A 24,073-nucleotide genomic window follows, 5' to 3' on the forward strand; every position below is an offset into this window, starting at 1 on the left:
TCCAAAATCTGAAGGAAAGTGGTACCACGTGGCTCATTTGCTGGGCGGAGAAAATCTAAGCATTGCCTTCGCCACCCGAACCGTGCTCGACGGCGTCAGTGTCGGGCTTGAAGAAGGGGACCGCATTGGCATTGTGGGACGTAATGGCGACGGCAAGTCCACGCTGATGCGCCTGCTGGCCGGGCGCCAAACTGCGGACTCCGGCCGTGTCACCGTGCGCGGCGGGGTCCAGGTCAGTTACCTGGACCAGACGGACGTGCTGGACGGCGAACATACGGTGGGCTTCGCGATTGTGGGGGAGGCGGCGGACCATGAATGGGCGTCCAACCCCAAGATCCGTGAAATCATGGGTGCGCTGGTGGGAGAGGTGGACTGGCATGCCAACATCCATTCGCTCTCCGGTGGGCAGAAACGCCGCGTTGCCCTGGCCAAACTGCTGATCGGTGATGACGATGTCATCATGCTCGATGAGCCCACCAACCACCTGGATGTGGAGGGCGTGGCCTGGTTGGCCAAGCACCTCAACCAGCGCTGGCGGGCCAACGAGGGCGCCTTCGTAGTGGTCACCCACGATCGCTGGTTCCTGGATGAAGTGTGCACCCGCACCTGGGAAGTCCATGACGGGATCATTGACCCGTTCGACGGCGGTTACGCCGCCTACGTGCTGGCCCGGGCCGAGCGGGACCGGATGAACTCAGTGGTTGAGTCCAAGCGCGTCCAGCTGGTCAAGAAGGAACTTGCCTGGCTGCGTCGCGGCGCCCCGGCGCGTACGGCCAAGCCCAAGTTCCGTATTGAGGCTGCCAACGAGCTGATCGCGGACGTGCCAGAACCCCGTGACTCGGTGGCGCTGTCGAAGATGGCAACCGCCCGCCTGGGCAAGGACGTCATTGACCTTGAGAACATCTCCCTGAGCTATGGGGAGGGTGAGAACGCCAAGGAGATCTTTGACAACATCACGCTGCGTCTTGCCCCGGGCGAGCGGCTCGGCCTGGTCGGTGTCAACGGTGCCGGAAAGACCACCCTGTTGCAGTTGCTCAACGGTGAGGTTGAACCGACCTCCGGCAAGGTCAAATGCGGCAGCACCGTCAAGACCGCCGTGCTCACACAGGAAGTCAAAGAGCTTGATGACGTCCTGAACATGCGCGTCATTGAGGTTATTGAGCGTGAAAAGCGTTCCTTTGACGTGGGCGGCAAGGAAATGAGCGCCGGGACGCTCGTGGAGCAGCTCGGGTTCACCAAGGACAAGCAGTGGACCATGGTCAAGGATCTCTCCGGTGGTGAGCGCAGGCGTTTGCAGTTGCTGCGCCTGCTGGTGGGGGAGCCGAACGTGCTCATGCTCGATGAGCCCACAAATGACTTGGATACGGACACCCTTGCGGCCGTGGAAGATGTGCTCGATGGCTGGCCCGGCACGCTCGTGGTGGTCTCGCATGATAGGTACTTGCTGGAGCGCGTCACCGATCACCAGATGGCGCTGCTGGGCGACGGCAAGCTGCGCGGGTTGGTGCGGGGCGTGGACGAGTACTTGGAGCTGCGCGCCAATGCTGGCGTGGGGCCCTCAGCGTCCAGCCCGGCCGCTGCCACTGCGGCCCCGTCCGGCCCCACGGAGGGGCAGAAGCGCGACGCCCGGAAGGTGCTGAACCGGCTGGAGCGTCAGCTGGGCAAGAACTCCGCTGCCGATGCCAAGGTCCACGCTCAGATGGCAACCAGCGTGGGAGACTATGACGCCCTGGCTGATCTGCAAGCGAAGCTGGCCAAGCTCGCCTCCGAGCGCGAGGGCCTGGAGCTTGAATGGCTTGAGGCCTCGGGCGTGCTCGAGTAACACGTTTGGGGCTGCGCACCGTTGTTCCTGCAATGGTGTGCAGCCCCAAGAGTTGCGCACCATTGTTCCTGCAACGGTGCGCAGCTTCAGAGGGCCCTATACGCAGCCGTGTTCCTCCACAGCCCTAGCTCGGCGCCGGCTTGTTCACATTCACGACGTCGGGGCTGTCGCCGGCTGAGGCTCTTGGCTCACTATGGGTGGCATGAACGTACAAGGCAGCAGTACTCGCAGACCCATTGAAAGCGTCATTGCCGCAAGCGGCGGCGCGGTTCGCCGTGTAGCGCTCCTGGACAAAGGCTTCTCCGACTGGCATATTAGGCGGGCTCTTGGATCAGGGGCCATCCGGCGTATTTCTCGCGGCGTTTATGCCACTTCGGGCTCGCTGCCCTTGGCCGAACACCTGGCTAAGAACTAGGCACAGCTGACGTGTTTTGGCCGCGCAAAGCAGGAGGGCCTCTGGGTCCTTCATGATCAGGACGTACCTCACGTTGGGATAGCTCACGGGCGGCCCGTATCAGGCTGTGTGAGCCACAGATTCAAGGGCACGTTAACGCTTAGGGACATCCTTCGCCATTGCGCGCAATGCGGCACTGAGCTGGAGATCCTGTGTGTTTTGGAATCGGCCGTAGTCAAGCACAAGGTGACCTTGGCGCAGCTTCGAACGTTATTCAATCGCCGCAATGACGGCCGTGTTCGCACAATCATTGAATCCATTGACCCCCAATCAATGTCCATTGCAGAAACCTGTGCCAGGTACCACTTGAAAAAGGCTGGATACAACGTCCAGGGCCAGGCGCATATCCGGGGTATGGGTCACCTGGACGCACTGGTGGATGGCCAACTAGGGCTTGAAATTGACGGCCGGGAATACCATAACAATGAAAAGGCTTGGGAAGAGGATCTTCGTCGCGGCAACGTTCTGGTGATTGAAGACGTGCCTGTTCTGCACTTTAGGGCAGCCGTGGCCATGTACTACCCGGAAGAGATGCTGCGGTGGGTGCGCCAGGCACTGGAGAGCATTGCAGCCACGCGCCATTAGCCCCGAACCGTGCTCAGATCCATAAGTTGCGCACCATTTGGCGCCAAACGGTGCGCAGAATTTGTGAGCTTCGCCACCCTGGGGCAAAAAAAGCTCCGCCACGGGAGGGCTCAAGTCGCGCAACAGCCACTCGTCATGGCACACTATATTCTCGTGAGCTTCCAGCGGAAGCAAGATGCTCATGGTCCGCCCTGGTGTAACGGCAGCACCCCAGCCTTTGGAGCTGTGGAGTACAGGTTCGAATCCTGTGGGCGGAACCACTTTTAGGAAGAGATCAGGCCGCTCGGCCAAGCAGGTACCATGGAATTGTTTCCCATTGCGTACGTTTGAAATCGGACCGAGGTCCGGGCAGGAGCGCCACTTAGTGAGCCGCCAAGAGATCATCAGTAACAACCCGGCAGCTGTCATTGTCCTCGCTGCGGGCGCAGGCACCCGGATGAAGTCACGCACACCCAAGATCTTGCACACCATTGGTGGGATCTCCATGGTGGGCCACGCCATCGCCGCCGCACAAGGCTTGAACCCTGACACACTGGCAGTGGTTGTCCGCCACGAGCGCGATCTTGTTGCCGCTCACATTGCGGCTCTCGATGAAGGCGCCCGCATTGTTGATCAGGATGAGGTCCCCGGAACCGGCCGCGCCGTCCAGCAGGCACTCGAAGCCCTAGACGCCCAGGCCAGCTCGCAGCTAGACGCCCAGGCCGGCTCCCAGCTAGACGCGCAGACCGCCGTGGAGGGCACTGTTGTTGTCACTTACGGTGACGTGCCGCTGCTGACCACAGCATTGCTGGCCGAGTTGGTGGACACGCACAACAAGGACGCCAACGCCGTCACCGTACTGACTGCGGTTCTGGATGACGCCACCGGCTACGGCCGCATCCTGCGCGATGGCACTGACGGCACGGTCTTGGGTATCCGTGAGCATAAGGACGCTACTGAATCTGAGCGTGAAATCCGCGAAATCAACTCCGGCATCTACGCCTTCAACGCTGCCGTCCTGCGGGAAGCGCTCAAGAGTGTCACCACAGATAACAATCAGGGCGAGATGTATCTGACGGATGTGCTGTCCCTGGCCAGGAACAGCGGTGGCCGGGTGGCCGCAGTCTCCACCACTGACCGCTGGCAGGTGGAAGGCGCCAATGACCGCGTTCAGCTGGCGGCGCTTGGTACCGAGCACAACCACCGCATTGTTGCGAGCTGGATGCGCGCGGGTGTGAGTGTCATTGACCCCGCCACCACCTGGATAGATTCCACTGTGCAGCTGGCCGAAGATGTCACCATCTTGCCCGGCACCCAACTCCACGGTAAAACCACTGTGGCGAGGGACGCCGTCGTGGGTCCAGATTCAACGCTGACCGATGTCCAGATTGGCGAAGGTGCCGAAGTCACGCGCACCCACGGCTCCGGTGCCATCATTGGCGAGGGCGCCCATGTGGGTCCGTTCACCTACCTGCGTCCGGGGACCGTTCTGGGTGCCGACGGCAAGATCGGCGCGTTCTATGAAACGAAGAACGTCACCATTGGCCGCGGCTCCAAGCTCAGCCACCTGGGATACGCCGGAGACACCGAAATTGGTGAGGACACCAACATTGGCTGCGGCAACATCACGGCCAACTTCGACGGCGTGAACAAGCACCGCACGGTCATCGGCTCCGGTGTGCGGACCGGCTCCAACACTGTCTTTGTAGCTCCTGTCACGGTGGGAGACGGCGCCTTCACGGGAGCCGGAGCCATTGTCCGCAAGGACGTTCCGGCAGGTGCACTGACCCTGACCGTGGCCCCACAGCGCAACCTCGAAGGCTGGACCGCGGCGAACCGTCCGGGGAGCATCTCTGCCCAGGCTGCCGAAAATGCCCGCGCCACAGATGATTCAGCCAACTAAAACTTCTCACCGACCCCACCACTGCGAGAAAGAAAATCATGAGCGAACTAGTCCATAACGTCGACAAAAAGCTGGTGCTGGCCTCCGGCCGCGCCCACCCTGAACTGGCCGAGGAAGTGGCCAAGTGTCTAGGGACCGAGCTGCTGCCGATGTCTGCCTACGACTTCGCCAATGGTGAGATTTACGTCCGCTCCGGCGAAAGCGTGCGCGGCAAGGAAGTCTTCATCATCCAGGCTCACCCTGCCCCGATGAATAACTGGCTGATGGAGCAGCTGATCATGGTTGACTCCATGAAGCGCGCTTCTGCCCGCCGCATCACCGTGGTGGCCCCGTTCTACCCGTATTCACGTCAGGACAAGAAGGGCCGCGGTCGCGAACCCATCTCGGCTCGCTTGGTGGCAGATCTGTACAAGACCGCTGGCGCAGACCGCATCATGAGCGTTGATTTGCACACCGCACAGATCCAGGGCTTCTTCGACGGCCCCGTGGACCACCTCTTCGGCATCCCGCTGCTGGCGGACCACATCCGCAAGGTCATCGGGGACGACGCCGTCACCGTAGTTTCCCCGGACACCGGCCGTGTGCGCGTGGCTGAGCAGTGGGCCGAGCGCTTGGGCGGTGCCCCCTTGGCGTTCGTGCACAAGTCACGAGATCTGACAGTGCCGAACCAGGCTGTCTCCAAGACCGTGGTGGGTCAGGTTGAGGGACGCACCTGCGTTCTGATCGATGACATGATCGACACCGGTGGAACCATTGCTGGTGCGGTACGTGTCCTCAAGGATGCTGGCGCAAAGGATGTCATCATCGCCGCCACGCACGCCATCCTTTCTGACCCAGCGTCCGAACGCCTGGCCAACTGTGGTGCCCGTGAAGTGGTTGTTACCAACACGCTGCCCATCCCGGAGGAGAAGCGCTTCCCCACGCTGACAGTGCTCTCCATCGCACCCCTGCTGGCACGGGCCATCAAGGAAGTCTTCGAGGACGGCTCAGTCACCAGCTTGTTCGACGGCGATGCCTAGTCCCCACGCCCTCCCACTGTCCAGCCGCTGGCGCGTCTGAACACCGGGGCCCTCGGGCCTGGGGGCCCACCCACGCCCTCCCACTGTCCAGCCGCTGGCGCGTCTGAACACCGGGGCCCTCGGGCCTGGGGGCCCACCAACGCCTCCCACTGTCCAGCCGCTGACGCGTCTGAACACTGAGGGCCCAGCACCACTGACGGCCGCTTCCCCTCTCCGGGAAGCGGCCGTTGGCGTTTGCTACCCTCGCGTTCTGCTAAACTTGTGCAGTAAACCTTGGCGAGGGACACCCATAGTGTGGGTGTCCGTGATCGACTGGGTCTCGCAGCTCCTGACGAATGTGTTGTGGATTGTGTTGACCTGTTTAGTCCACGCCCACCCATCAAGAAGGAGCATTTTTTATGTCTGATCTGACTCTCAACGGCGAACTGCGCAACGAATTCGGCAAGGGCGCGGCACGCCGCATCCGCCGTGCCAAGCAGATCCCTGCTGTTATCTACGGCCACGGCCTGGCCCCCCTGCACTTGGTTCTGCCGGAGCGCGAGACGGTTCGCGCCATCCGCGCCTCCAACGCGCTGCTGACCATCACCATCGACGGCGAAGCTCACTTGGCCTTGGTCAAGGACATCCAGCGCGATCCCGTTCTGCAGATCGTAGAGCACATTGACCTGCTGACCGTTAAGAAGGGTGAGAAGGTCATTGTTGACGTTCCCGTCCACCTCGTTGGCGAGCCTGCCCCGGCCACCGTTGTTAACCAGGAAGAAGTTGTTGTCAGCCTGTCAGCCGACGCAACCGACCTGCCTGCCTTTATTGAGGTCAGCATTGAGGGCTTGGCCGCCGGCCAGCACGTCCTCGCCGGCGATCTGGTACTGCCTGCCGGCGTCGTGCTGGTCAACGAGCCTGACCTGCTGATCGTTCACTTCGCTGAGCCGGTTGTTGTCGCTGAAGCTGAAGAAGCAGCAGAGTAATACCTCATACTTATGAGTGATACTTGGCTTGTAGTCGGGCTCGGGAACCCCGGGCCCGGCTACAGCCGTAACAGACACAATATTGGCTACATGGTGGTTGAGGAACTAGCCTCCCGCCTAGGAGCCACTTTTAAGACCCACAAAGCCAAGGCCCTGGTTGCTACCGGGCGCATAGCTGTGGGCGGGCACAAGTTGATCCTTGCCAAGCCCACCGTCTTCATGAATCTTAATGGAGGCCCCACGGCGGCACTGGCCAAGTTCTATAACCTCCCCGCCGCCAATGTCATCGCCGTGCATGACGAAATTGAGATCCCCTTTGACACCGTGAAGCTCAAACTTGGTGGTGGCGAAGGCGGGCACAACGGTCTTCGGGATATTTCCCGAACCCTTGGCACCAAGGATTATTACCGTGTGCGTGCGGGTGTAGGCCGGCCTCCGGGCCGCGCTGACGCTGCCAGCCATGTGCTGCGTGATTTCTCCACTGCCGAAAACAAGGCGCTGCCGTTTCTGATAGATAACAGTGCCGATGCTGTTGAACTCCTTGTTGCAGAGGGATTGCTGGCCGCCCAAGCCAAGTTTAACTAATAAGCCACCCCGCACGCTGTGCTACACGTCACGGTATGCTGTTCTGTTTGTCGGGCCACCCTGTTATGATCGCAAATATGTGGTACAGCGGCTCTGAGGGGACGTTGACTACGGAAAAAACGGGGTCTCGACATGGCTATTTTCAATGATGTCGCTGCTCCCAAATGGTCGAGGCCCTTAAAATCGGGGACTTTTGAAGCCATGGGGGCGGCTGATAGGAAGTTCTGGTCTTCTTTCGTCAGGCAGACGGAAATCGACAGGACTGTCCTTGCACTAAATGACCCTAAAACTTATGGGGTCGCTGTTTTGGGGCCATGGGGAGTTGGTAAAACCACCTTGGCCCGTGCCGTCGAAGAAGCTTTGGCCCCCACTACACACATTGAACGGCTCTTCGGCTCGTCCGCTGAAACGCTCGTCGCCTACGGCCCTCTGTCCATGCTCATGGCCCGGCTGCCTGCCACCGCCTTGGAAACACCTACCGGGGTGATCCGTGGGATCGATGAACTCATTCGCTCCGATGCGGGCGGGCGCAAGGTGCTTTTGGTAGTTGATGACCTGCCGGGGCTGGACTTTATGAGCGTGGGTGTGCTGATGCACCTGCTCATGGGTGGAACTGCGAAAGTTCTGGTCATGGCGCGCGATTCCACCGACATGCCCGAGGACCTGGTATGGCTTGCCAAGGACGGACAACTGGGTGAAATCAGGCTGGAGCACTTCAGCCGGGCCGAGGTCGGGGAATTGATTGGGAAGGCCACTGGAACCTTCGTTTCCGAAACTGCGGTAACTGCGCTCCACCAGGCGAGCAACGGCATTCCACTGGTATTACAGGCACTGTTTCGCGAGCAAGTGGCCAAGGGTGGCATCAGGAAACACTTGGGCGGCTGGGTAGTCAAGGATTCCATCAATATTGACGCCGATAGTGCGCTGGCGGAAATTGTTCGGGCCAGGCTCTCCCGTGAGGATCCAGCCGTGCGTCTGGGGGTGGAGAGAATGGCTCTTCTGGGCAATGCGCCGCTTCAGCTTGCCATGTCCGCCTTGGGGCAGGAGGTACTCTGGCAACTTGAAGAGCGCGGATTTGTTGAGATTTCCGTGGAAGGACGGCACCGCGCATCCCTTGCCGAACGCTACATCGGTGACATTGTGCGCAGCGGCCTCAGTTCCACAAGAATGTCTGAAATTTTTGCGGACATTGCGCTGAGCCTCAACCAGGAGCTGGAATCGCTTGACGAGCGGGAGATCATGTCCCTAGCGGCCTGGACCCTGGACGCCGGCATGGTCCTGGAACCGCCACTTGCATTGGCTGCCGCGTCCAGTGCACTGCGGCACTTTGACCCGGAGTTGGCGCTGCGCTGCACTGCCCAAATTCCCTCCGCCAACCCGCTTCGGGCCAAGGCGGTTCAAGCACGCAGCGCCGCTTTCCGGCTGCTGGCAGACTATGGCACCGCGGTAGCTGAACTTGATGCCTTGCCAGAAGAGGTCATTTCCCGGCTTTCTCTTGAAGAGTACGGTTCCTGGGTCCTGGCCATGGCCGGGGCACTATTATGGGTGCCCGGTGGCGAACGCCGAATTGTGGCGCTGTTGGCACAGGCTGAGCGGCGTTTGGCCTCGGCGGATGGCACTGCAACCATGGAAGCTAGCCGCGCGGCCGGAACGCTGATCAATCTGGCCCGGTTTGAGTTCCAAGTTCATCTGGGTGAGTTCGCCGCTGTCATTCCGGCGTTGGAAGCTGCGCTCCATGGTGAGGACACGGAATACAGCCTCAATTGTGCGTGCTTGCTGGTGACTGCGCTGGCTGTGGTTGGCCGCGAGCTTGAGGCCATCACCTTGGCCCGAAGTATTGAGAAGGACACTACTGCGCTGGGACTGACACCCCTTTTCAGCGACCACTACCGCAATGGCCTGGCGGTTGCCCAAATCTGGAGCGGACAGTGGACGGACTGTGTTGAGCTGCTCCGTGAGGAAATCGAGGATGGCCAACGGCCGATTCCTTACCGCGGCGGCTTGATTGAGCTCAACCTCGGCCTGGCCCACGCCTATGCCGGACGCGGTGCCGAGGCGGTGCAAGTGCTGATGTCGGCGGCCGCCCAACTTGAAGCCCGCAACAGTGACAACGCCTTGAGCTTGGCTTATGCGGCGCTGGCCTTTTGCCATGCCCAGGTCAATAACGAACAAGAGGCTATGGCGTGCCTGGCACTTGCTGATTCAGTTCAAGGACCCACACTGTGGACCAATCAAGCCATGCTTGAATTCTTCAGGCTGCTGGCCATGCGCTGGCTCGATGATCCCCGGGCTGCGGATAACTTGCGGGGCTCTGCCTTGATCGACATTGAAAAGAGCCGCGTTACTACTGCGTCCATTTCACTTTTCGCCGCAAGCGTCCAAGCAAGCGAGAAGGATCATGCCCTGCTGGAGGAAGTTTCCCTCCTCCGCCAAGGTCCCATGGCAACTGTCAGCGTATTGCTGGCCCGCAGCTACCTGACCCGGAGTGCCGAGCTGGCACTTGAGGCCGCACAAATTGCCCAGTCTTTAAAGCTCGACGCCGTGGAGTCCCGCTGCGCTGTCATCGCCTTGGACTTCGCGCGAGATGCAGGAAGAAATACGCTCGTTAAACTGGCCACACAGCGTTTGGAGCGGCTCAACAAGAACTTGCCCAAATTGCCCCACATGCCGGTGCGGGCCGGAGTGAAACTCACCCAACGGGAAATCCAAGTGGCCAAATTAGCTAAACGCGGGCTCGGCAACCGGGCTATCGCAGATCGCATCGGTGTTTCGGTGCGGACAGTCGAAGGCCACCTGTACCAGCTGTACAGCAAGCTGGGCATCACAACGCGGCATGAACTTGCACAAGAGCAGGAATTTTAGGATATGCCGGGGACTCAAAATCAAGCCCGCACCGCTGGCACTGTGCCGCTGTCCACGTATTTCTGCCGGCAGGTGGAACTCGATGAAATCTACGCCCAATTGCAGCGTCCGGACTGTAGCGCCATTTTCCTTAGCAGTGAAACGGGAATGGGTGCAACGTCTCTGCTGCGTGAGCTGGCCACCATTGCGTCCAAGCGCGTTGCCGTCATATCACTGCAGGGCACCCCGTCGCTGGCAGCTATACCTTTTGGAATTCTCGCACCTTTTTTACGACGCACCTCCTGTGCCTTTGTTGAATCGCATGTGGATGCAATCCGGAAGACGTTGGCACTCTTGGATGACAAGCAAGCCCATCTGCGGGCCACACTGGGGGAGGGCTTAGATCTTGGGCGTCCGCTGATCATCATTGACGAAGCGGACTACATTGACACGGCAACTGCCACGGTGGTTGTTAGCCTTGCACAGGCAGAGAAAATCAAGGTTGTGGTTGCGCACCGCGCAGCTAATGACCCTGTCAGCCCGCTGCCCCAACTCTGGCAAGCGGGAGTTGCTGAAAGATTCCACCTGCGCCCCCTGAACCGAGAGGACGGGCACGAATTTTGTGTGGGCCTTCTGGGCGGGCCAACCACCGCCAACAGCAGCTGGTACTTCTGGAACACTGCCGGCGGGAACCCACTGCTTATGCGGCTGGTCATGGAGGACGCGCTGGCCAGCGGCAGGCTGCGGCTCAGAGGCGATCTGTGGATCATGGATGTCCAGTCCGTTTCAGTGGGACACCAATTGCAGTCCGTGGTTCGGGAACAATTGCGTGGTCTGTCCTCAGATGCACGTAAAACCCTGTATTTGGTGGCCCTTTCTGAACCGGTTTCTGCCGAAATAGTTAGCCAACAGCTAGGCGCAGAGGCGTTGAAAGAACTGTTCGAACGGGACTTAGTGCAGGAAAGTTTTGATTCCATCAGGCTACTAAGGCTGATAAACCCCATCTATGGTGAAGTCATTCGTGAGATGGTGCCCCGATCCGAGAGCCGGATGCTGCACAGCCGGCTCATCAATGTGCTCAAATTGGAATCCAGCACTCCGGAGTCGGCGTTGAGAATGGTTATTTGGACCTTGGAAAGCGGGCTGCCAGTCCCGGACTCTGAAGTGTTATCTGCAGCCATTTTTGCCGGCAAACTCTATGAATCTGGTGTGGCGTTGCGGCTTGCCGAAGAGATTAGAGACCCCCACAACCAAGGCAGGGCGCGTGCTGTCAAAGCCCGTGCACACTTCAACATGGGGGAGTACGCGCAGGCTGCTGCACTGCTGGAACATCACGATGAGAACGCCGCGAGCATCAGCGAACTTTTATTTGGTGGATTGCTGAGGGCCGCTTTGCAGTCCGCACTGGCCCTGCCACCGCAGGCCATTCATGATGCGGCCACCGCGTTGCGCCAGCATGGTGAGAGGCTGGCCCGCAAGGATCCGGAGAACGCTGCGGATATTTTGCTGCGATCTGGGGAGCGGGCCCACATTATTGACTTGATGGCCCACTCTAGGGCAGGAAACTACAACCAGATGAGCGGGCACATCCAGGAAGTGCTCAATCGAAGTGACGGGCATAACGATCCCGATCACGTGTGCAACCGATCCCTTGCGTTGGCGTTCGAGGCGGAAAAACTTAGTGCCTTAGGTTTTCCGCTGGCCGGTATGGCACAAGCAGCGGCAGCCTTTGCCATTGTCCAGGCGGAGGACCACGACGTATTCTTCGTGCCGGAGTGGATCATTAGCCGCGCGCAAGTAGCGATTCTGACGGCAGGCCAGTGGGAAGAAGCTGAACAAAGTCTAAATGTTCTCGCAGTCGATGTTGGAAAAGGCACCATTTCATTCGGTGGCAGTGTGGGCGTAGCCCGCGGAATGATGAGGCTGCAGCAGGGGCATCCGGCCGCAGCACTTGAGGTGCTCTTGGAGGGACTGGACGTGTTGCGGCACAGCGATCCGCAGCAGCTCATGGGCTACTGCATCTCGATGGCCGCCTATGCCGCAGCCAAGCTGGGACGCCATGACACCGCTCGGGAACTCATTGAACAGTACGGCGAAGACACCAGTATGTATATTGTGCTCGCTCACGAGAGGGCTTTCATCGCGGCAGCACGCGAGTACCTGAACGGCGACGGAGCAGGCGTTGGTGAACTCCTTGGTGTGATCGAAGACTCTGCTGAGCGAGGCCTGCTCTCGGCAGAGCTGAACGCGCTCTCGCTACTGATGGATTTTGCGCCCGGCAACGCCAGAGCACGGATTCTTTCCGTCGCCGGCAAGGTGGAGGGAAGATGGGCTGCGGGGCTGTACGCGTACGCTAGTGCACTAGAACAACGGCAAGCTTCCATCATGGTGGATGCTGCCGAACAGCTCTTAGAAGCACAGATGTACCAACATGCTGGCAGGTTGTTGCGGCTGGCAGATTCAACAGCGGCTAAAGAACGTGACAGCCTGATTAACCGGCGGATCCGTCACGGCCTGGAACAGATTGAGCAGACATTGGGGGCGCAGGGTGAACCCGGAGGAAAAAAATCCGGTGGTCATCAACGGATGAGGGAACGGCTGACAGCCAGAGAACTAGAAATTGCGCTCATGGCCGCGCAGGGGCTCACTGATAAGGTCATTGGTGCGCAACTGCACGTCTCAGTACGGACCGTTGAAGGTCACCTCTACCGGGCGTATGCCAAGCTTGAAATAACCGATCGAAACGACCTTGCGTTAATCCTTTCAGACTAAGAAATACGGTATTTAAAGCTACTCGCTAGCGTCGAAAAAAACCAAAAAAACCACTGTCTTGTACCGTCCTTTAGGGCGTATTAGACGGTGGTTTTTTATGTATAGACCTGGCAAACCAAGTAGTGAACTCAGCTATGCAAGTACCGCTCTAGGTAATTCCAGAGAAGCTACTTGGGCAAGCTGTGACTAATCACGTAGTGCCCACTCGGGTAACTCGCGCCGAAAAGCCGTTAGCTGGAGTTATTCCACCGAACGTTAGTGCAGGAAGGTCTCAATGTCTCAGCCAATGCACGCGGTGGTGCACCTTGCCGGGGGAGTTACAGCCTGTCACGAAGCGCACCTACGCTATCCAGTTGCCCATGCTTCGAACTCACCCGTCAAAAAACAGCCCTGTGCCTGCCACAGGGCTCCAAGATCGGAGTCGACGGCGGATAAGCCTTCTGAGACCAAGGCTTTCCCCCAGCCGTCGTCGGCTCCCCCTTACTTTTGGCCTCAGGATCGGGCTTTTACAGGGCTCCCCCCGCTCACAGCAACCCTCGGAAAGAGGTTGTCATGAGCATCTTGAAAAACCATTCCTTGTTCTCATCAGCTGGCACAGCACCTGCACCGGGTCGCCGTCAGCGGTTGAAGTCGGCACGGAGCAGGCATTCCGTTTGGGATGCAGTGGTTCGGCCCGCGGCCACGGACAACCCCGTGATGGGCGTCAACTGGTCCACCACTTACGCTCGAAATATCCGCCTGACCGATTTCCTAGTCACCTGCTTGGTTGTGACCGTGGCATTTCTGGGCCGGTTTACGTTGGACCAGCCCACCCAGTTGCACGGGGAGCCCAAACAGTACATTCTGTTGAGTCTTCTTCTGCTGGTGTTGTGGAATGCGGACCTTGAAATGTTCCGCACCCGTGAGCGGCAAATTTTTGGCTCCGGTGCCACCGAATACAAACGCATCATTCACTCAACTTTGCGCGCCTTTGGTTTTCTGGCCATCCTCTTGGTTGTTGTCAAACTCGAAGTGGTCCGCGGCTTTTTCGCCACTGCGCTGCCGTTGGGGATTTTCCTGCTGCTGATGAGCCGCTGGCTGTGGCGCCGGTGGTTGGCTCGGCAGCGGGCCGGAGGGAGTTACTTCTCCAACGCCGTGATCATGGGCGGTACCGAGGACGCCGGCTATGTGATCTCCCAACTGCGTGCCAACCCCGGCACGGGGTACAAGGTGGCAGGGGTGGCCTTGACCTCTTTGGCCGTGGGCAGGGAGCTGAACCGGCCGTGGTATCGGGTCCCGGTTTTTTCCAGTGAGGCGAAGATTGAGAAGATACTTGCGGTAACAGGTGCTGACACCGTGATTGTTGCCGGAAATCTGCCTGGCGGTCCCGGTGCCATCCAGCAGCTGGGCTGGGACTTGGGTGAGTTGAAAACTGAGTTGGTGCTCGCTTCAAGCCTCACTAACGTGGCCGGACCCCGGGTGCATTTTCGCCCTGTGGAGGGGCTGCCGTTGATGCACGTGGAGCTGCCACAGTATTCAGGTGGAAAACACGTTTACAAGCGAGCTATGGATGTTGGACTCTCAGCCATGGCACTGCTGGTCCTTTCTCCGCTGTTGCTGATTTTGGCACTCATTGTCCGGTTGGACAGTTCCGGGCCGGCACTGTTCCACCAAGAACGTGTGGGCCGGGATGGGCGCACTTTCAAAATGCTCAAGTTCAGGTCCATGGTCATGGATGCGGAGAAGTTACTTGCCGATCTTGCCAACAAAAATGAGGGGGCAGGGCTGCTGTTCAAGATGGCCTGTGACCCGCGCATTACCCGTTGTGGGCGTTGGATGCGCAAGTACTCCCTCGATGAACTGCCACAGTTCTGGAATGTCTTGGTAGGGAACATGAGCTTGGTGGGGCCCCGCCCTCCGCTTCCCACGGAAGTAGCCAAGTATCAGGCACCTGTAGGACGCCGGCTGCTGATCAAGCCTGGCATCACCGGTCTGTGGCAGGTCAGCGGACGCTCGGAATTGCCGTGGGATGAAGCCGTGCGGCTGGATCTTTACTACGTGGAGAACTGGTCACTAACAGGGGACTTCATCATTTTGTGGAGAACAGCTAAAGCTGTCTATTCTCCGGCGGGCGCCTCCTGAGCATCCGCTGGCGGAAAACACCACAACTTCAAACAGAAATGGAATGTATCATGGTCTCAAATTCAGGTCCTCTCCATCAGGAAACACCGGCTGACGCCGGTGCGCCTTTGAGAGTTGCAGTGATAGGTGCGGGTTACTGGGGGCCCAACCTGGCTCGGAATTTCAAGGCAAGCCCGGATTGTGAGCTGTCCGCGATAGTGGACCAAGACACTGCCAGAGCTCTGAAGGTTGCTGGGCCTTTGGGGGACGTGCCGGTCTTTGAATCACTAGAGCGTCTCTTCGCAGAGATCGATGTTGACGCCGTCGCCATCGCCACACCCGCCCGCACCCACCATCTGCTTGCTTTGCAAGCACTTGAAGCCGGCAAACACGTCCTGGTTGAGAAGCCGCTGGCTGCCAGCCGGGAACTCGGTATGCAAATGGTAGAAGCGGCCGCCAGCCGCGGGCTGATCCTGATGGCTGACCACACCTATTGCTACACACCTGCGGCACTGAAAATTCGCGAACTCATCCAAGAGGGTGAGCTGGGCGAGATCTTGTTTATCGATTCGGTGCGGATCAACTTGGGCCTGGTCCAGCCGGACGTGGACGTGTTTTGGGACCTGGCACCTCATGACCTGTCAGTCATTGACTTCATCCTCCCTGGCGGACTGCGGCCCGAATCTGTGGCAGCCCATGGCGCCGACCCGTTGGGGACCGGCAAAGCCTGTGTAGGTCACCTGAGCTTTGACTTGCCCAACAATGCCATGGCCCACATCAACGTCAACTGGCTCAGTCCCACCAAGATCCGCCAGATGATCATTGGTGGTACCAAGCGCACTCTGGTCTGGGATGACCTGGTACCGCAGCAGCGGATCAGTGTTTATGACAGGGGCATCAATTTCCAGAAGGCCTCCACTTCTGCGGCTCAACGCAAAGCCCAAGCCATTTCCTACCGCATGGGAGACACCTGGTCCCCGGCATTGCCCGAGACGGAAGCCCTGGGACTCATGGTGACTGAATTCGCGGCCAGCATTTTGCAAGGACGCCCCTCACGTACCAGTGGCATGGCGGGGATGCGGGTACTCAATGTTTTAGAGGCGGCCAGCCGGAGCCTGGAACTGGGCGGGGAAAGAAGCTTCGTGGCAAGCAATGACGTTCAACTGGAGGGAACACGATGAGCAATCTTCACGGTGCAAATGTTCTGGTAACCGGCGGTGCTGGAACCATTGGCTCCACCATTGTGGACCAGCTATTGGACGCGGGGGTTGCCCACATTGATGTGTTGGACAATTTGGTGCGTGGACGCAGATCAAATCTGGCCGGCGCGCTTGCCACCGGAAAAGTAGAGCTGATTGAAGCGGATCTGCGGGACCGAGACAGTGTCCACGATCTGACCCTGGGCAAAGACCTCGTCTTCCACCAGGCAGCCATCCGCATCACCCAATGCGCTGAGGAACCCCGGCTGGCTTTGGAGGTACTGGTTGATGGAACCTTCAACGTCATAGAAGCTGCTGCCGAACATAAGGTGGGTAAGCTGATCGCCGCCTCGAGCGCCTCCGTCTATGGCATGGCGGAGGAGTTCCCCACCACAGAACGGCACCACCACCACAACAATGACACCTTCTACGGGGCGGCCAAGTCCTTCAATGAGGGCATGGTTCGCAGTTTTAGGGCCATGACCGGCCTGGACTATGTGCTGCTGCGCTACTTCAACGTCTACGGACCCCGCATGGATGTTCACGGCTTGTACACGGAAGTGCTGGTGCGTTGGATGGAACGGATCGTTGACGGTCAGCCCCCGCTGATCTTCGGTGACGGACGTCAGACCATGGATTTTGCCTATACGGTGGACATTGCCCGCTCCAATATTTTGGCCGCGGAAAGCAAAGTCAACGAAGGCGTCTATAACATTGCCAGTGGGCAGGAGACCTCCCTGCTGGAGCTGGCGCAGGCGCTGCTGCGGGCCATGGGTTCCAGCCTGCACGTAGAACATGGTCCCGAGCGTGCCGTCAACGGTGTGGTTCGGCGCTTGGCTGATATTTCTGCGGCGCAGCGTGATCTGGGATTCGCAGCTTCAACACAGCTTGAGGACGGACTGCGCGAACTCGTTGAGTGGTGGCGTCCGCTGCGTGAGGAAATCGCTGCCGGGCGCACCGTGGGGGCGGGTACCCGATGACCATCTCAACGTCATCGGATGTGACGGCCCTGCCGCGCATCAACGTCATGAAGCCGTGGCTGGGCACCGAGGAAGCCGAGGCGCTGGCGGGCGTCATCGCCTCAGGCTGGGTGGCGCAGGGTCCCAAAGTGGCAGAGTTCGAGGCGGCCTTCGCGGCCGTGCAACAGGCCGGATTCGCCGTGGCCACCTCAAATTGCACCACGGCACTGCACCTGGCTTTGGTGGTGGCCGGGATCAAAGCTGGGGATGACGTGGTTGTGCCCTCCTTCTCCTTTATCGCCACGGCCAACGCGCCCACCTACGTGGGTGCCCGGCCGGTCTTTTGCGATGTTGAGCCGGCCACCGGCAACGTGAGCGCAACCACCATCGCCGCGGCCCTGACAGATAAAACACGGGCTGTCATTGTGGTGGACCAAGGCGGCATGCCCGTAGACCTGGATTCGATCCGGGAACTGTGCGATCCGCTGGGCATCACAGTGATTGAGGACGCCGCCTGCGGCGCCGGGTCCACCTACAAGGGCCGCCCTGTTGGGGCCGGGGCCGAGCTGGCGGCGTGGTCCTTCCACCCGCGCAAGATCCTGACCACGGGGGAGGGCGGCATGCTCACCAGTTCCCGAGCTGATTGGGCGCAGCGAGCCGCCAAACTACGCGAACATGCCATGAGTGCCTCTGCCGCGAGCCGGCACGCCTCCGTACTTGCACCGCCTGAGGAGTATACGGAAATTGGCTACAACTTCCGTATGACTGACATGCAAGCGGCCGTGGGAATTGTCCAATTGGGGCGCCTTGCACAGGCTGTAGAGCAGCGCCGCCGGATTGTGGCACGCTACACGGAAGCCCTCACGGGGGTACATGGGCTTCGGCTCTGCGGTGACCCCGAGCATGGGAGCAGCAACTTTCAATCCTTTTGGATTGAGGTACTGCCGGGCTTCGGGACAAGCCGCGAAAGGTTGCTGGAACACCTTGCGGTGCAGGGTATTTCGGCACGGCGCGGCATCATGGCCTCCCACCGTCAACCGGCTTATGCCGGGCGGGATACAGGCGACGCCGAGCTGGCCGTGACCAACAGGCTCACCGACAACACTCTCATTCTGCCCGTCTACCACCAGCTCACAGACGGCGAGCAGGACCGCGTGATTGACGCCGTGAGAAACACGGGGCGGCACTGACATGGGGCAACTGATCCTCGTAGCGGCCAGTGGCCTGGCACGCGAAGTTCTCGCCTCACTCCGGGCTGCTGGGAAGGACCAAGTGGTTGGTTTCCTCGATGACGATCCTGCGCTCGCAGGCACCCTGCAAGGTGGTGTGCCCGTGCTTGGGCCCATAGCCGAGGCAGGAAAGTATCCGGATGTGCGCTTTGTGATTTGTGCCGGGAAGGGTGCCATCAGGGAACGGATTGCCTACCAACTGGCGGATCTCGGGGTGGGCGCCGGTCGCTTTGCCACCGTCATTGCCGCCACCGCAACCGTTCCCTATGGCACCGCAGTGGGCGAGGGGAGCATCCTGCTGGCCAACGTGGTGCTCACGGCAGATGTCCGGGTTGGGCGGCACGTTGTGATCATGCCGCAAGTGACTTTGACGCACGACTGCGAGCTTGAGGACTTTGCCACACTGACGGCAGGCGTGTCCCTCGGTGGGGGAGTGCGGATTGGCCGCGGCGCCTACCTGGGCATGAATTCCAGCGTGCGGGAACGGCGCACCATTGGTGCCGGTGCCACGGTGGGGATGGGGGCCGCCGTCGTCCATGACGTACCTAGCGGGGAAACCTGGGTTGGGGTACCTGCCCGGCCGCTGGCAACTATGGGCAGGGAAGCAGATAAAAGAGTTGAATTGGGGAGGCTTGGCTGAGATGGAACACATTCCTTTGGTTGACCTGCAGGTGCAGCAGGCGGAAATTTATGACGATATTTCTGAGGAAATAGAGGACGTGTTGCGGTCGGCAGCGTTCATTGGCGGCCCAGCCGTGCGCCGATTTGAAAACGCTTATGCGGACTTCGCCGGGACATCGCATTGTGTTGGCGTGGCCAATGGGACCGATGCCCTGGAGCTGGCGCTGAGAGCCTGCGGGGTGATGGCCGGTGCAGAGGTGATCCTGCCAGCGAATTCCTTTATTGCAACGGCGGAGGCTGTGGCGCGCATGGGAGCAACGCCGGTGTTGGTAGATGTGGATCCGGTGCACTTGCTGATTGATCCGCAGTTGGCCGCGGAGGCTGTCACGGCCAAGACGCGGGCAATTCTGCCCGTCCATCTCTTTGGACAGCTGGCGCCCATGGAGGAAATCCTTGATGTTGCCGCGTCCTGCGGTGCCGTAGTGATTGAGGATGCGGCTCAGTCTCAGGGTGCCAGTTATAACGGCAAATTCTCAGGGTCCTTCGGCCTCGCTGGTGCAACAAGTTTTTATCCCGGGAAGAATCTGGGGGCAGCCGGAGATGCCGGTGCCGTCACCACTGATGATGCCAAGGTTGCCGAGCACGTTCGAATGCTCGGTGCACACGGCAGCCCCAGTAAGTATGTGCACGAGGTTGTGGGCATGAATTCTCGCTTGGACACCATTCAGGCGGTGGTATTGGATGCCAAACTTAAGCGGCTACCACGTTGGAATGGTATGCGGGGTAAGGCTGCCGCGTTGTATAGCGAACTGTTGAATGATGTGCCTGGGGTCAGCCTTCCTGTGGGCCGGTCCGGTTACGAGGACGCGTGGCACTTGTATGTGGTGCAGGTGCACAATCGCGATGCAATCCTGGCGCAGCTCAACGCTGCTGGTATTGGGGCAGGCATTCACTATCCAACCCCGATCCACATGACCAAGGCCTTCTCCTATTTGGGGCAGGGCGCAGGCGACTTCCCTGTCACCGAAGCTGCGGCTGGCCGGATTCTCTCACTGCCCCTGTTCCCACACATCTCCGCGGAACAGCAGGAACGGGTGGTTGGCACTCTTCGCCAGGCGCTGCGGACAGGGTGAATTATTAATGGCCACTCCACTTCAGGAATCTGAGCAGGCAAAACCCACCGCTGCACGGGCCTTTGCTCTGAGCCTGCTCAATACCGTTATATCCAGATTCGGCACCATTGGGATTGGCATAGCTCTGGCACGCCTGTTGGGGCCGGAACAATTTGGCACGTACGCCATTGCCTTTGTGGCGCTCATTGCCATTTTGAGTTTCAATGAACTGGGCGTCAGCCTGGCCATAGTGCGGTGGCCTGGTGATCCAAAGGAAATTGCCGGAACCGTCACCACTATTTCTATTATCAGCAGTACCCTCATTTTTGCGGGTGCTTTTCTGGGCGCTCCCTATTTTGCTGCTGCCATGGGGGATCCAGAAGCTACTGCCGTTGTCCGAGTTATTGCCAGCTGTGTCATTATCAACGGAGCCGTTGCCACCCCGGCGGCGCTGATGCAGCGGGACTTCTTGCAGGGCCGGCGCATGATCATTGATCAGGTCAATGTATGGCTTGGAGCAATTGTCTCCGTGGTTTTGGTTGTTGTGGGGCTGGGCGCAATGTCCCTGGCCATTGGGCGGGTAGCGGCCAGCCTTGTGGCAGCAATAATGTTCATAAAATATTCGCCGTTACCGGTGAGGTTCGGTTTCAATAAGCTCAAGCTGCGAGCATTGCTTGTGTTTGGCCTGCCACTGGCAGGTTCCAGCATTGTTGTTTTTGCTGTTGGGTACGCGGACCAGATCATTGCTGGCAAAGTCCTTGGTGCTGTTGCGTTGGGCTTCTATGTACTGGCCTTTAACCTTTCAAGCTGGCCCACAAGTATCTTTTCCCAGCCATTGCGGGGCGTGGCACCACCCGTTTTTGCAAAGTTACAACACGATCCCCCTGCCATGCGCTCGGCAATGTTGTCCCTCACCGGGGTTGTTACGGCGGCGGTCCTTCCTGTGGTTGCCGTCATGGCCGGTGTGGCCGTCCCGCTGGTGACGTTTGTTTACGGGACACAATGGGCACCTGCGGCTGTGCCGCTGGTGTGGCTGGCCGCATTTGCTGTTTTCCGGATCCTCTTTGAACTGGTCTATGACTATCTGGTTGTTTTGGGAAGTTCCGGACCAATATTCAAAGTACAGATCCTTTGGCTGGTGGTTCTTATACCCGCCTTGTTTGCTGGCGCGCACTGGGCAGGCCTGGCAGGTTTAGCTGCGGCACCCGTTGGCGTTGCCGCGTTGGTGGTGCTGCCGATCTACCTGCGAATGCTAACGGCGCGAGGATTTCGCCTGGTCGAATTTCTTGGCAAGATGTGGCCGGCCATTGTAGTGGCGATCCCCGTAGCAGTAGGTAGCCACGTCCTCTCCCTCACTATTGCCACTGACTGGCTGGCAGTTATTGCTGCCACCGGGTTGGGCACAGCTGCCATGGCAGCATTGTTGTTCATCCGCAGAAAGGACCTGGCAGCCATCCGCAGCTGGGGCCGGGAACAGGAGCTTGTGACATGAAAATACTTGTCTATCCTCATGATCTGGCCATTGGCGGCAGCCAGCTCAATGCCATCGAACTGGCTTCGGCAGTCAAAGCACTGGGCCATGATGTGGCAGTTTACGGGCAACCGGGCCCCTTGGTGGACCGGGTGCATGAACTGGGGTTGGAGTTCATCCCGTCCCCGGCGGTGCATCGGCGTCCAACTCCGGGCGTTGTCAGGCACTTGCGCCGGACAGCGAAGCAACGCGGATTTGACGTTGTTCACGCTTATGAATGGCCGCCGGCGCTCGAATCTGCCCTTGCCTGTGCTGGACGTGGAGGGGCAGCGGCAACGGCAACGGTCATGTCCATGTCGGTTGCCCCTTTTATCCCGAACAATATGCCTTTACTGGTAGGCACGGAACAGATTCTTGCCGCAGAAAAGGCCAGGGGCCGTGGACGGGCAGCACTGTTGGAGCCGCCCGTGGACACAGTTCTCAACGCGGTCTCAGATGATTCCCGCCCTGATGCCTTCTTGGCAGGGCTCGGTACCAGCAAGGACGTCTTCACTGTCTCGATAGTTTCGAGATTGGCCCACCAGATGAAGCTGGAAGGCATCCTGTGCGCCATCACGGCTGTAGAAAGGCTCAATGCAACGCTTCCCGTTCAGCTCATCATTGCCGGCGATGGGCCAGCCCGTGCGGAGGTTGAGCAGGCGGCACGTGCCGCCAACCACGCGTTGGGAACCACTCGGATCATTCTTGCGGGCGAGCTGGATGACCCCCGGCCGGCCTACGCCTGTGCCGATGTCAGTATTGGCATGGGTGGCTCGGCCCTGCGAGCCATGGCTTTTGAACTTCCACTCATTGTCCAGGGCGAGAGTGGCTACTGGCAGCTTTTGGATAAGTCATCGGTGCAGACATTCCTGTGGCAGGGCTGGTACGGGGTGGGCTCCGGGAGCGAAGGCGCCGTGGACAGGCTCATGATCATTCTTGAACGGTTGGCTACGTCCCCCCGCCTGTGCGCCCAGTTGGGGCAGTTTTCTCGGACTCTTGTGTGCGAGCGTTTTTCTCTAGAGGTTGCTGCGCATAAGCAACTCGAGTTCTACAAGGAAGCCCTCGAATTGGCCCCGGCTGGGCCACTTGATGAACTGCGCCATGCAACGCTGGCGGCAGGAAGGTTCCTTAACTACAAGGCCACCCAATTCAAGGCCAAACTGGTGGGACGGTATTCGCTTGATGATTTCAATGCAACGCCTGTTGCTGTGGCTGAGCAGGTGAAACGATGAGCGCAGACGCCCCCAGACTGGTGGTCATGATCGCTGGGAGTCGATGGGAAAATACTAGGGGCACCGATCACCGCTTAGCTGAGGCCCTGGCCAAACGGGCTTCCGTATTGTGGGTGGATCCGCCCACACCAATTTTTGGGCCCGCAGCCTCGGGAAGGCCACCGTTACGGCCCGGCTATGCGCTGGATGGGATCAAGCCGGGCATGCTGCGCCTGCGTGTTGCGGCTCCTCCCGGGTTTACCAAGCCAGTACTGCGTGATGTTGTCAAGGCTCTTGTGGGCCGGGCCATTAGGGCCACGCTCCGAGAGCTGCCTTTTGAGCACTGTGCAACTATTCTCCTGTCACCGCGGGAGGTGTTCCCTGTGGGGATTGGCGGGCGGAAGATTCTTCATGTCACGGATGACTGGGTGGCAGGTTCGGCCATGATGGGGCTCTCGCAGCAAGCGGTCTCCAGCACTTTGCATAGCAACATTGATGAGGCGGACACTGTGTGCATTGTGTCTCCTTCACTGGGTGCGCTGATCACTGACCGGAATCCTGGCTGTGTCCCTGTCATCCTCCCTAACGGCTGCCTCAGTAGTAGCGGCAGTGGCCAACGCAGCAACAGCGGCGCCGCGCCTGAACGCCGTGCCGTGGCCGCACTTGTGGGCCAGCTCAATGAACGTCTTGACTTGGACCTGCTTGATCAGCTGGTGGCTAGCGGTGTGGAAATAGAAGTCATTGGCCCGCGGAGGGAACGGGATCCGCAGGTCCGCCGCCGTCTTGATACTTTTCTGGCTTCAGAGGGTGTCTCGTGGCTGGGGGAAATTGATGAAGGTGATGCTTTTGCGCGGATGCAAACCGCGGCCGTCGGCATCACGCCCTACGCGGATACTGTTTTCAACCGCGCCAGCTTCCCCATTAAGACCCTGGATTATCTTGCAGCTGGCATGCAAGTGGTCAGTACCGACCTGCCCTCAGCGAGGTGGCTCAACAGTGAATGGGTGAACATTGCGGACTCGGCAACGAACTTTGTCCACATGGTCCGGCAGGCGTTGGCAGCCCAGGAACCAGATCAGTTCGTTGCTGCCCGGCGCTCTTTTGCCAGCCAACATACCTGGGACGCGCGGGCCACGCAGCTGATGGCAATGATTGATAAGGGGGATTGATCTTGGATACTTACGGCCCAGACAGGCGTTCCGAGTCA

General features: G+C 59.5%; 18 protein-coding genes and 1 tRNA gene. All 19 read left to right on the forward strand.

Annotated features, from left to right (window positions below; translation table 11 throughout):
* Positions 1-28: 28 nt before the first annotated feature.
* The gene (locus ABIB48_RS08080; RefSeq protein WP_315914177.1) at positions 29-1,822 is read left to right on the forward strand and encodes an ABC-F family ATP-binding cassette domain-containing protein; all 1,794 of its coding nucleotides are present in this window, start codon (positions 29-31) and stop codon (positions 1,820-1,822) included.
* A 202-nt stretch (positions 1,823-2,024) separates the two neighbouring features.
* Positions 2,025-2,237: a type IV toxin-antitoxin system AbiEi family antitoxin domain-containing protein gene (locus tag ABIB48_RS08085; protein ID WP_354212669.1), complete on the forward strand. Its 213-nt coding sequence runs from the start codon at positions 2,025-2,027 to the stop codon at positions 2,235-2,237.
* 198 nt (positions 2,238-2,435) lie between these two features.
* On the forward strand, positions 2,436-2,861 hold the full coding sequence (locus ABIB48_RS08090) for a hypothetical protein (protein ID WP_354212670.1): 426 nt from the start codon (positions 2,436-2,438) through the stop codon (positions 2,859-2,861).
* 185 nt (positions 2,862-3,046) lie between these two features.
* A tRNA-Gln gene (locus tag ABIB48_RS08095) sits at positions 3,047-3,121 on the forward strand.
* 104 nt (positions 3,122-3,225) lie between these two features.
* Positions 3,226-4,743, forward strand: a complete 1,518-nt coding sequence (gene glmU / locus ABIB48_RS08100; protein ID WP_354212671.1) for a bifunctional UDP-N-acetylglucosamine diphosphorylase/glucosamine-1-phosphate N-acetyltransferase GlmU — start codon at positions 3,226-3,228, stop codon at positions 4,741-4,743.
* A gap of 38 nt (positions 4,744-4,781) precedes the next feature.
* The gene (locus ABIB48_RS08105; RefSeq protein WP_110104628.1) at positions 4,782-5,762 is read left to right on the forward strand and encodes a ribose-phosphate diphosphokinase; all 981 of its coding nucleotides are present in this window, start codon (positions 4,782-4,784) and stop codon (positions 5,760-5,762) included.
* A gap of 398 nt (positions 5,763-6,160) precedes the next feature.
* On the forward strand, positions 6,161-6,727 hold the full coding sequence (locus ABIB48_RS08110; protein ID WP_315914174.1) for a 50S ribosomal protein L25/general stress protein Ctc: 567 nt from the start codon (positions 6,161-6,163) through the stop codon (positions 6,725-6,727).
* A gap of 12 nt (positions 6,728-6,739) precedes the next feature.
* On the forward strand, positions 6,740-7,312 hold the full coding sequence (gene pth / locus ABIB48_RS08115; RefSeq protein ID WP_354212672.1) for an aminoacyl-tRNA hydrolase: 573 nt from the start codon (positions 6,740-6,742) through the stop codon (positions 7,310-7,312).
* Positions 7,313-7,444: 132 nt separating this feature from the next.
* Positions 7,445-10,174, forward strand: coding sequence for a LuxR C-terminal-related transcriptional regulator (locus ABIB48_RS08120; RefSeq protein WP_354212673.1), 2,730 nt, complete (start codon positions 7,445-7,447; stop codon positions 10,172-10,174).
* A gap of 3 nt (positions 10,175-10,177) precedes the next feature.
* Entirely contained in the window at positions 10,178-12,925 is a 2,748-nt protein-coding gene (locus ABIB48_RS08125; protein ID WP_354212674.1) for a helix-turn-helix transcriptional regulator, read from the forward strand.
* A 552-nt stretch (positions 12,926-13,477) separates the two neighbouring features.
* Positions 13,478-15,046 carry a sugar transferase gene (locus ABIB48_RS08130; protein WP_354212675.1) on the forward strand — a complete coding sequence of 523 codons (1,569 nt, stop codon included), beginning with the start codon at positions 13,478-13,480 and terminating at the stop codon, positions 15,044-15,046.
* 50 nt (positions 15,047-15,096) lie between these two features.
* Complete coding sequence (locus tag ABIB48_RS08135; RefSeq protein WP_315914170.1) at positions 15,097-16,206, forward strand: Gfo/Idh/MocA family protein; 1,110 nt, start codon at positions 15,097-15,099, stop codon at positions 16,204-16,206.
* Positions 16,203-17,204 (forward strand): NAD-dependent epimerase/dehydratase family protein, encoded by a 1,002-nt coding sequence (locus ABIB48_RS08140; protein WP_110104621.1) that lies wholly within the window; start codon positions 16,203-16,205, stop codon positions 17,202-17,204. Before ABIB48_RS08135 ends, ABIB48_RS08140 begins: the two co-directional genes overlap by 4 nt.
* Positions 17,201-18,373 carry a DegT/DnrJ/EryC1/StrS family aminotransferase gene (locus ABIB48_RS08145; protein ID WP_354212676.1) on the forward strand — a complete coding sequence of 391 codons (1,173 nt, stop codon included), beginning with the start codon at positions 17,201-17,203 and terminating at the stop codon, positions 18,371-18,373. The genes ABIB48_RS08140 and ABIB48_RS08145 overlap by 4 nt, the downstream gene beginning before the upstream one ends.
* A gap of 1 nt (position 18,374) precedes the next feature.
* Positions 18,375-19,052, forward strand: a complete 678-nt coding sequence (locus ABIB48_RS08150) for an acetyltransferase (RefSeq protein ID WP_354212677.1) — start codon at positions 18,375-18,377, stop codon at positions 19,050-19,052.
* A gap of 1 nt (position 19,053) precedes the next feature.
* Positions 19,054-20,166, forward strand: a complete 1,113-nt coding sequence (locus ABIB48_RS08155) for a DegT/DnrJ/EryC1/StrS family aminotransferase (protein ID WP_315914166.1) — start codon at positions 19,054-19,056, stop codon at positions 20,164-20,166.
* A 7-nt stretch (positions 20,167-20,173) separates the two neighbouring features.
* Complete coding sequence (locus ABIB48_RS08160; RefSeq protein WP_110104617.1) at positions 20,174-21,637, forward strand: oligosaccharide flippase family protein; 1,464 nt, start codon at positions 20,174-20,176, stop codon at positions 21,635-21,637.
* Positions 21,634-22,887, forward strand: a complete 1,254-nt coding sequence (locus tag ABIB48_RS08165) for a glycosyltransferase (RefSeq protein WP_354212678.1) — start codon at positions 21,634-21,636, stop codon at positions 22,885-22,887. Before ABIB48_RS08160 ends, ABIB48_RS08165 begins: the two co-directional genes overlap by 4 nt.
* Positions 22,884-24,035, forward strand: a complete 1,152-nt coding sequence (locus ABIB48_RS08170) for a glycosyltransferase (protein ID WP_354212679.1) — start codon at positions 22,884-22,886, stop codon at positions 24,033-24,035. The genes ABIB48_RS08165 and ABIB48_RS08170 overlap by 4 nt, the downstream gene beginning before the upstream one ends.
* Positions 24,036-24,073: the final 38 nt, after the last annotated feature.

Origin of the sequence: Arthrobacter sp. UYCu511 (assembly GCF_040547105.1) — a bacterium.
GTDB classification, from domain to species: domain Bacteria; phylum Actinomycetota; class Actinomycetes; order Actinomycetales; family Micrococcaceae; genus Specibacter; species Specibacter psychrochitiniphilus.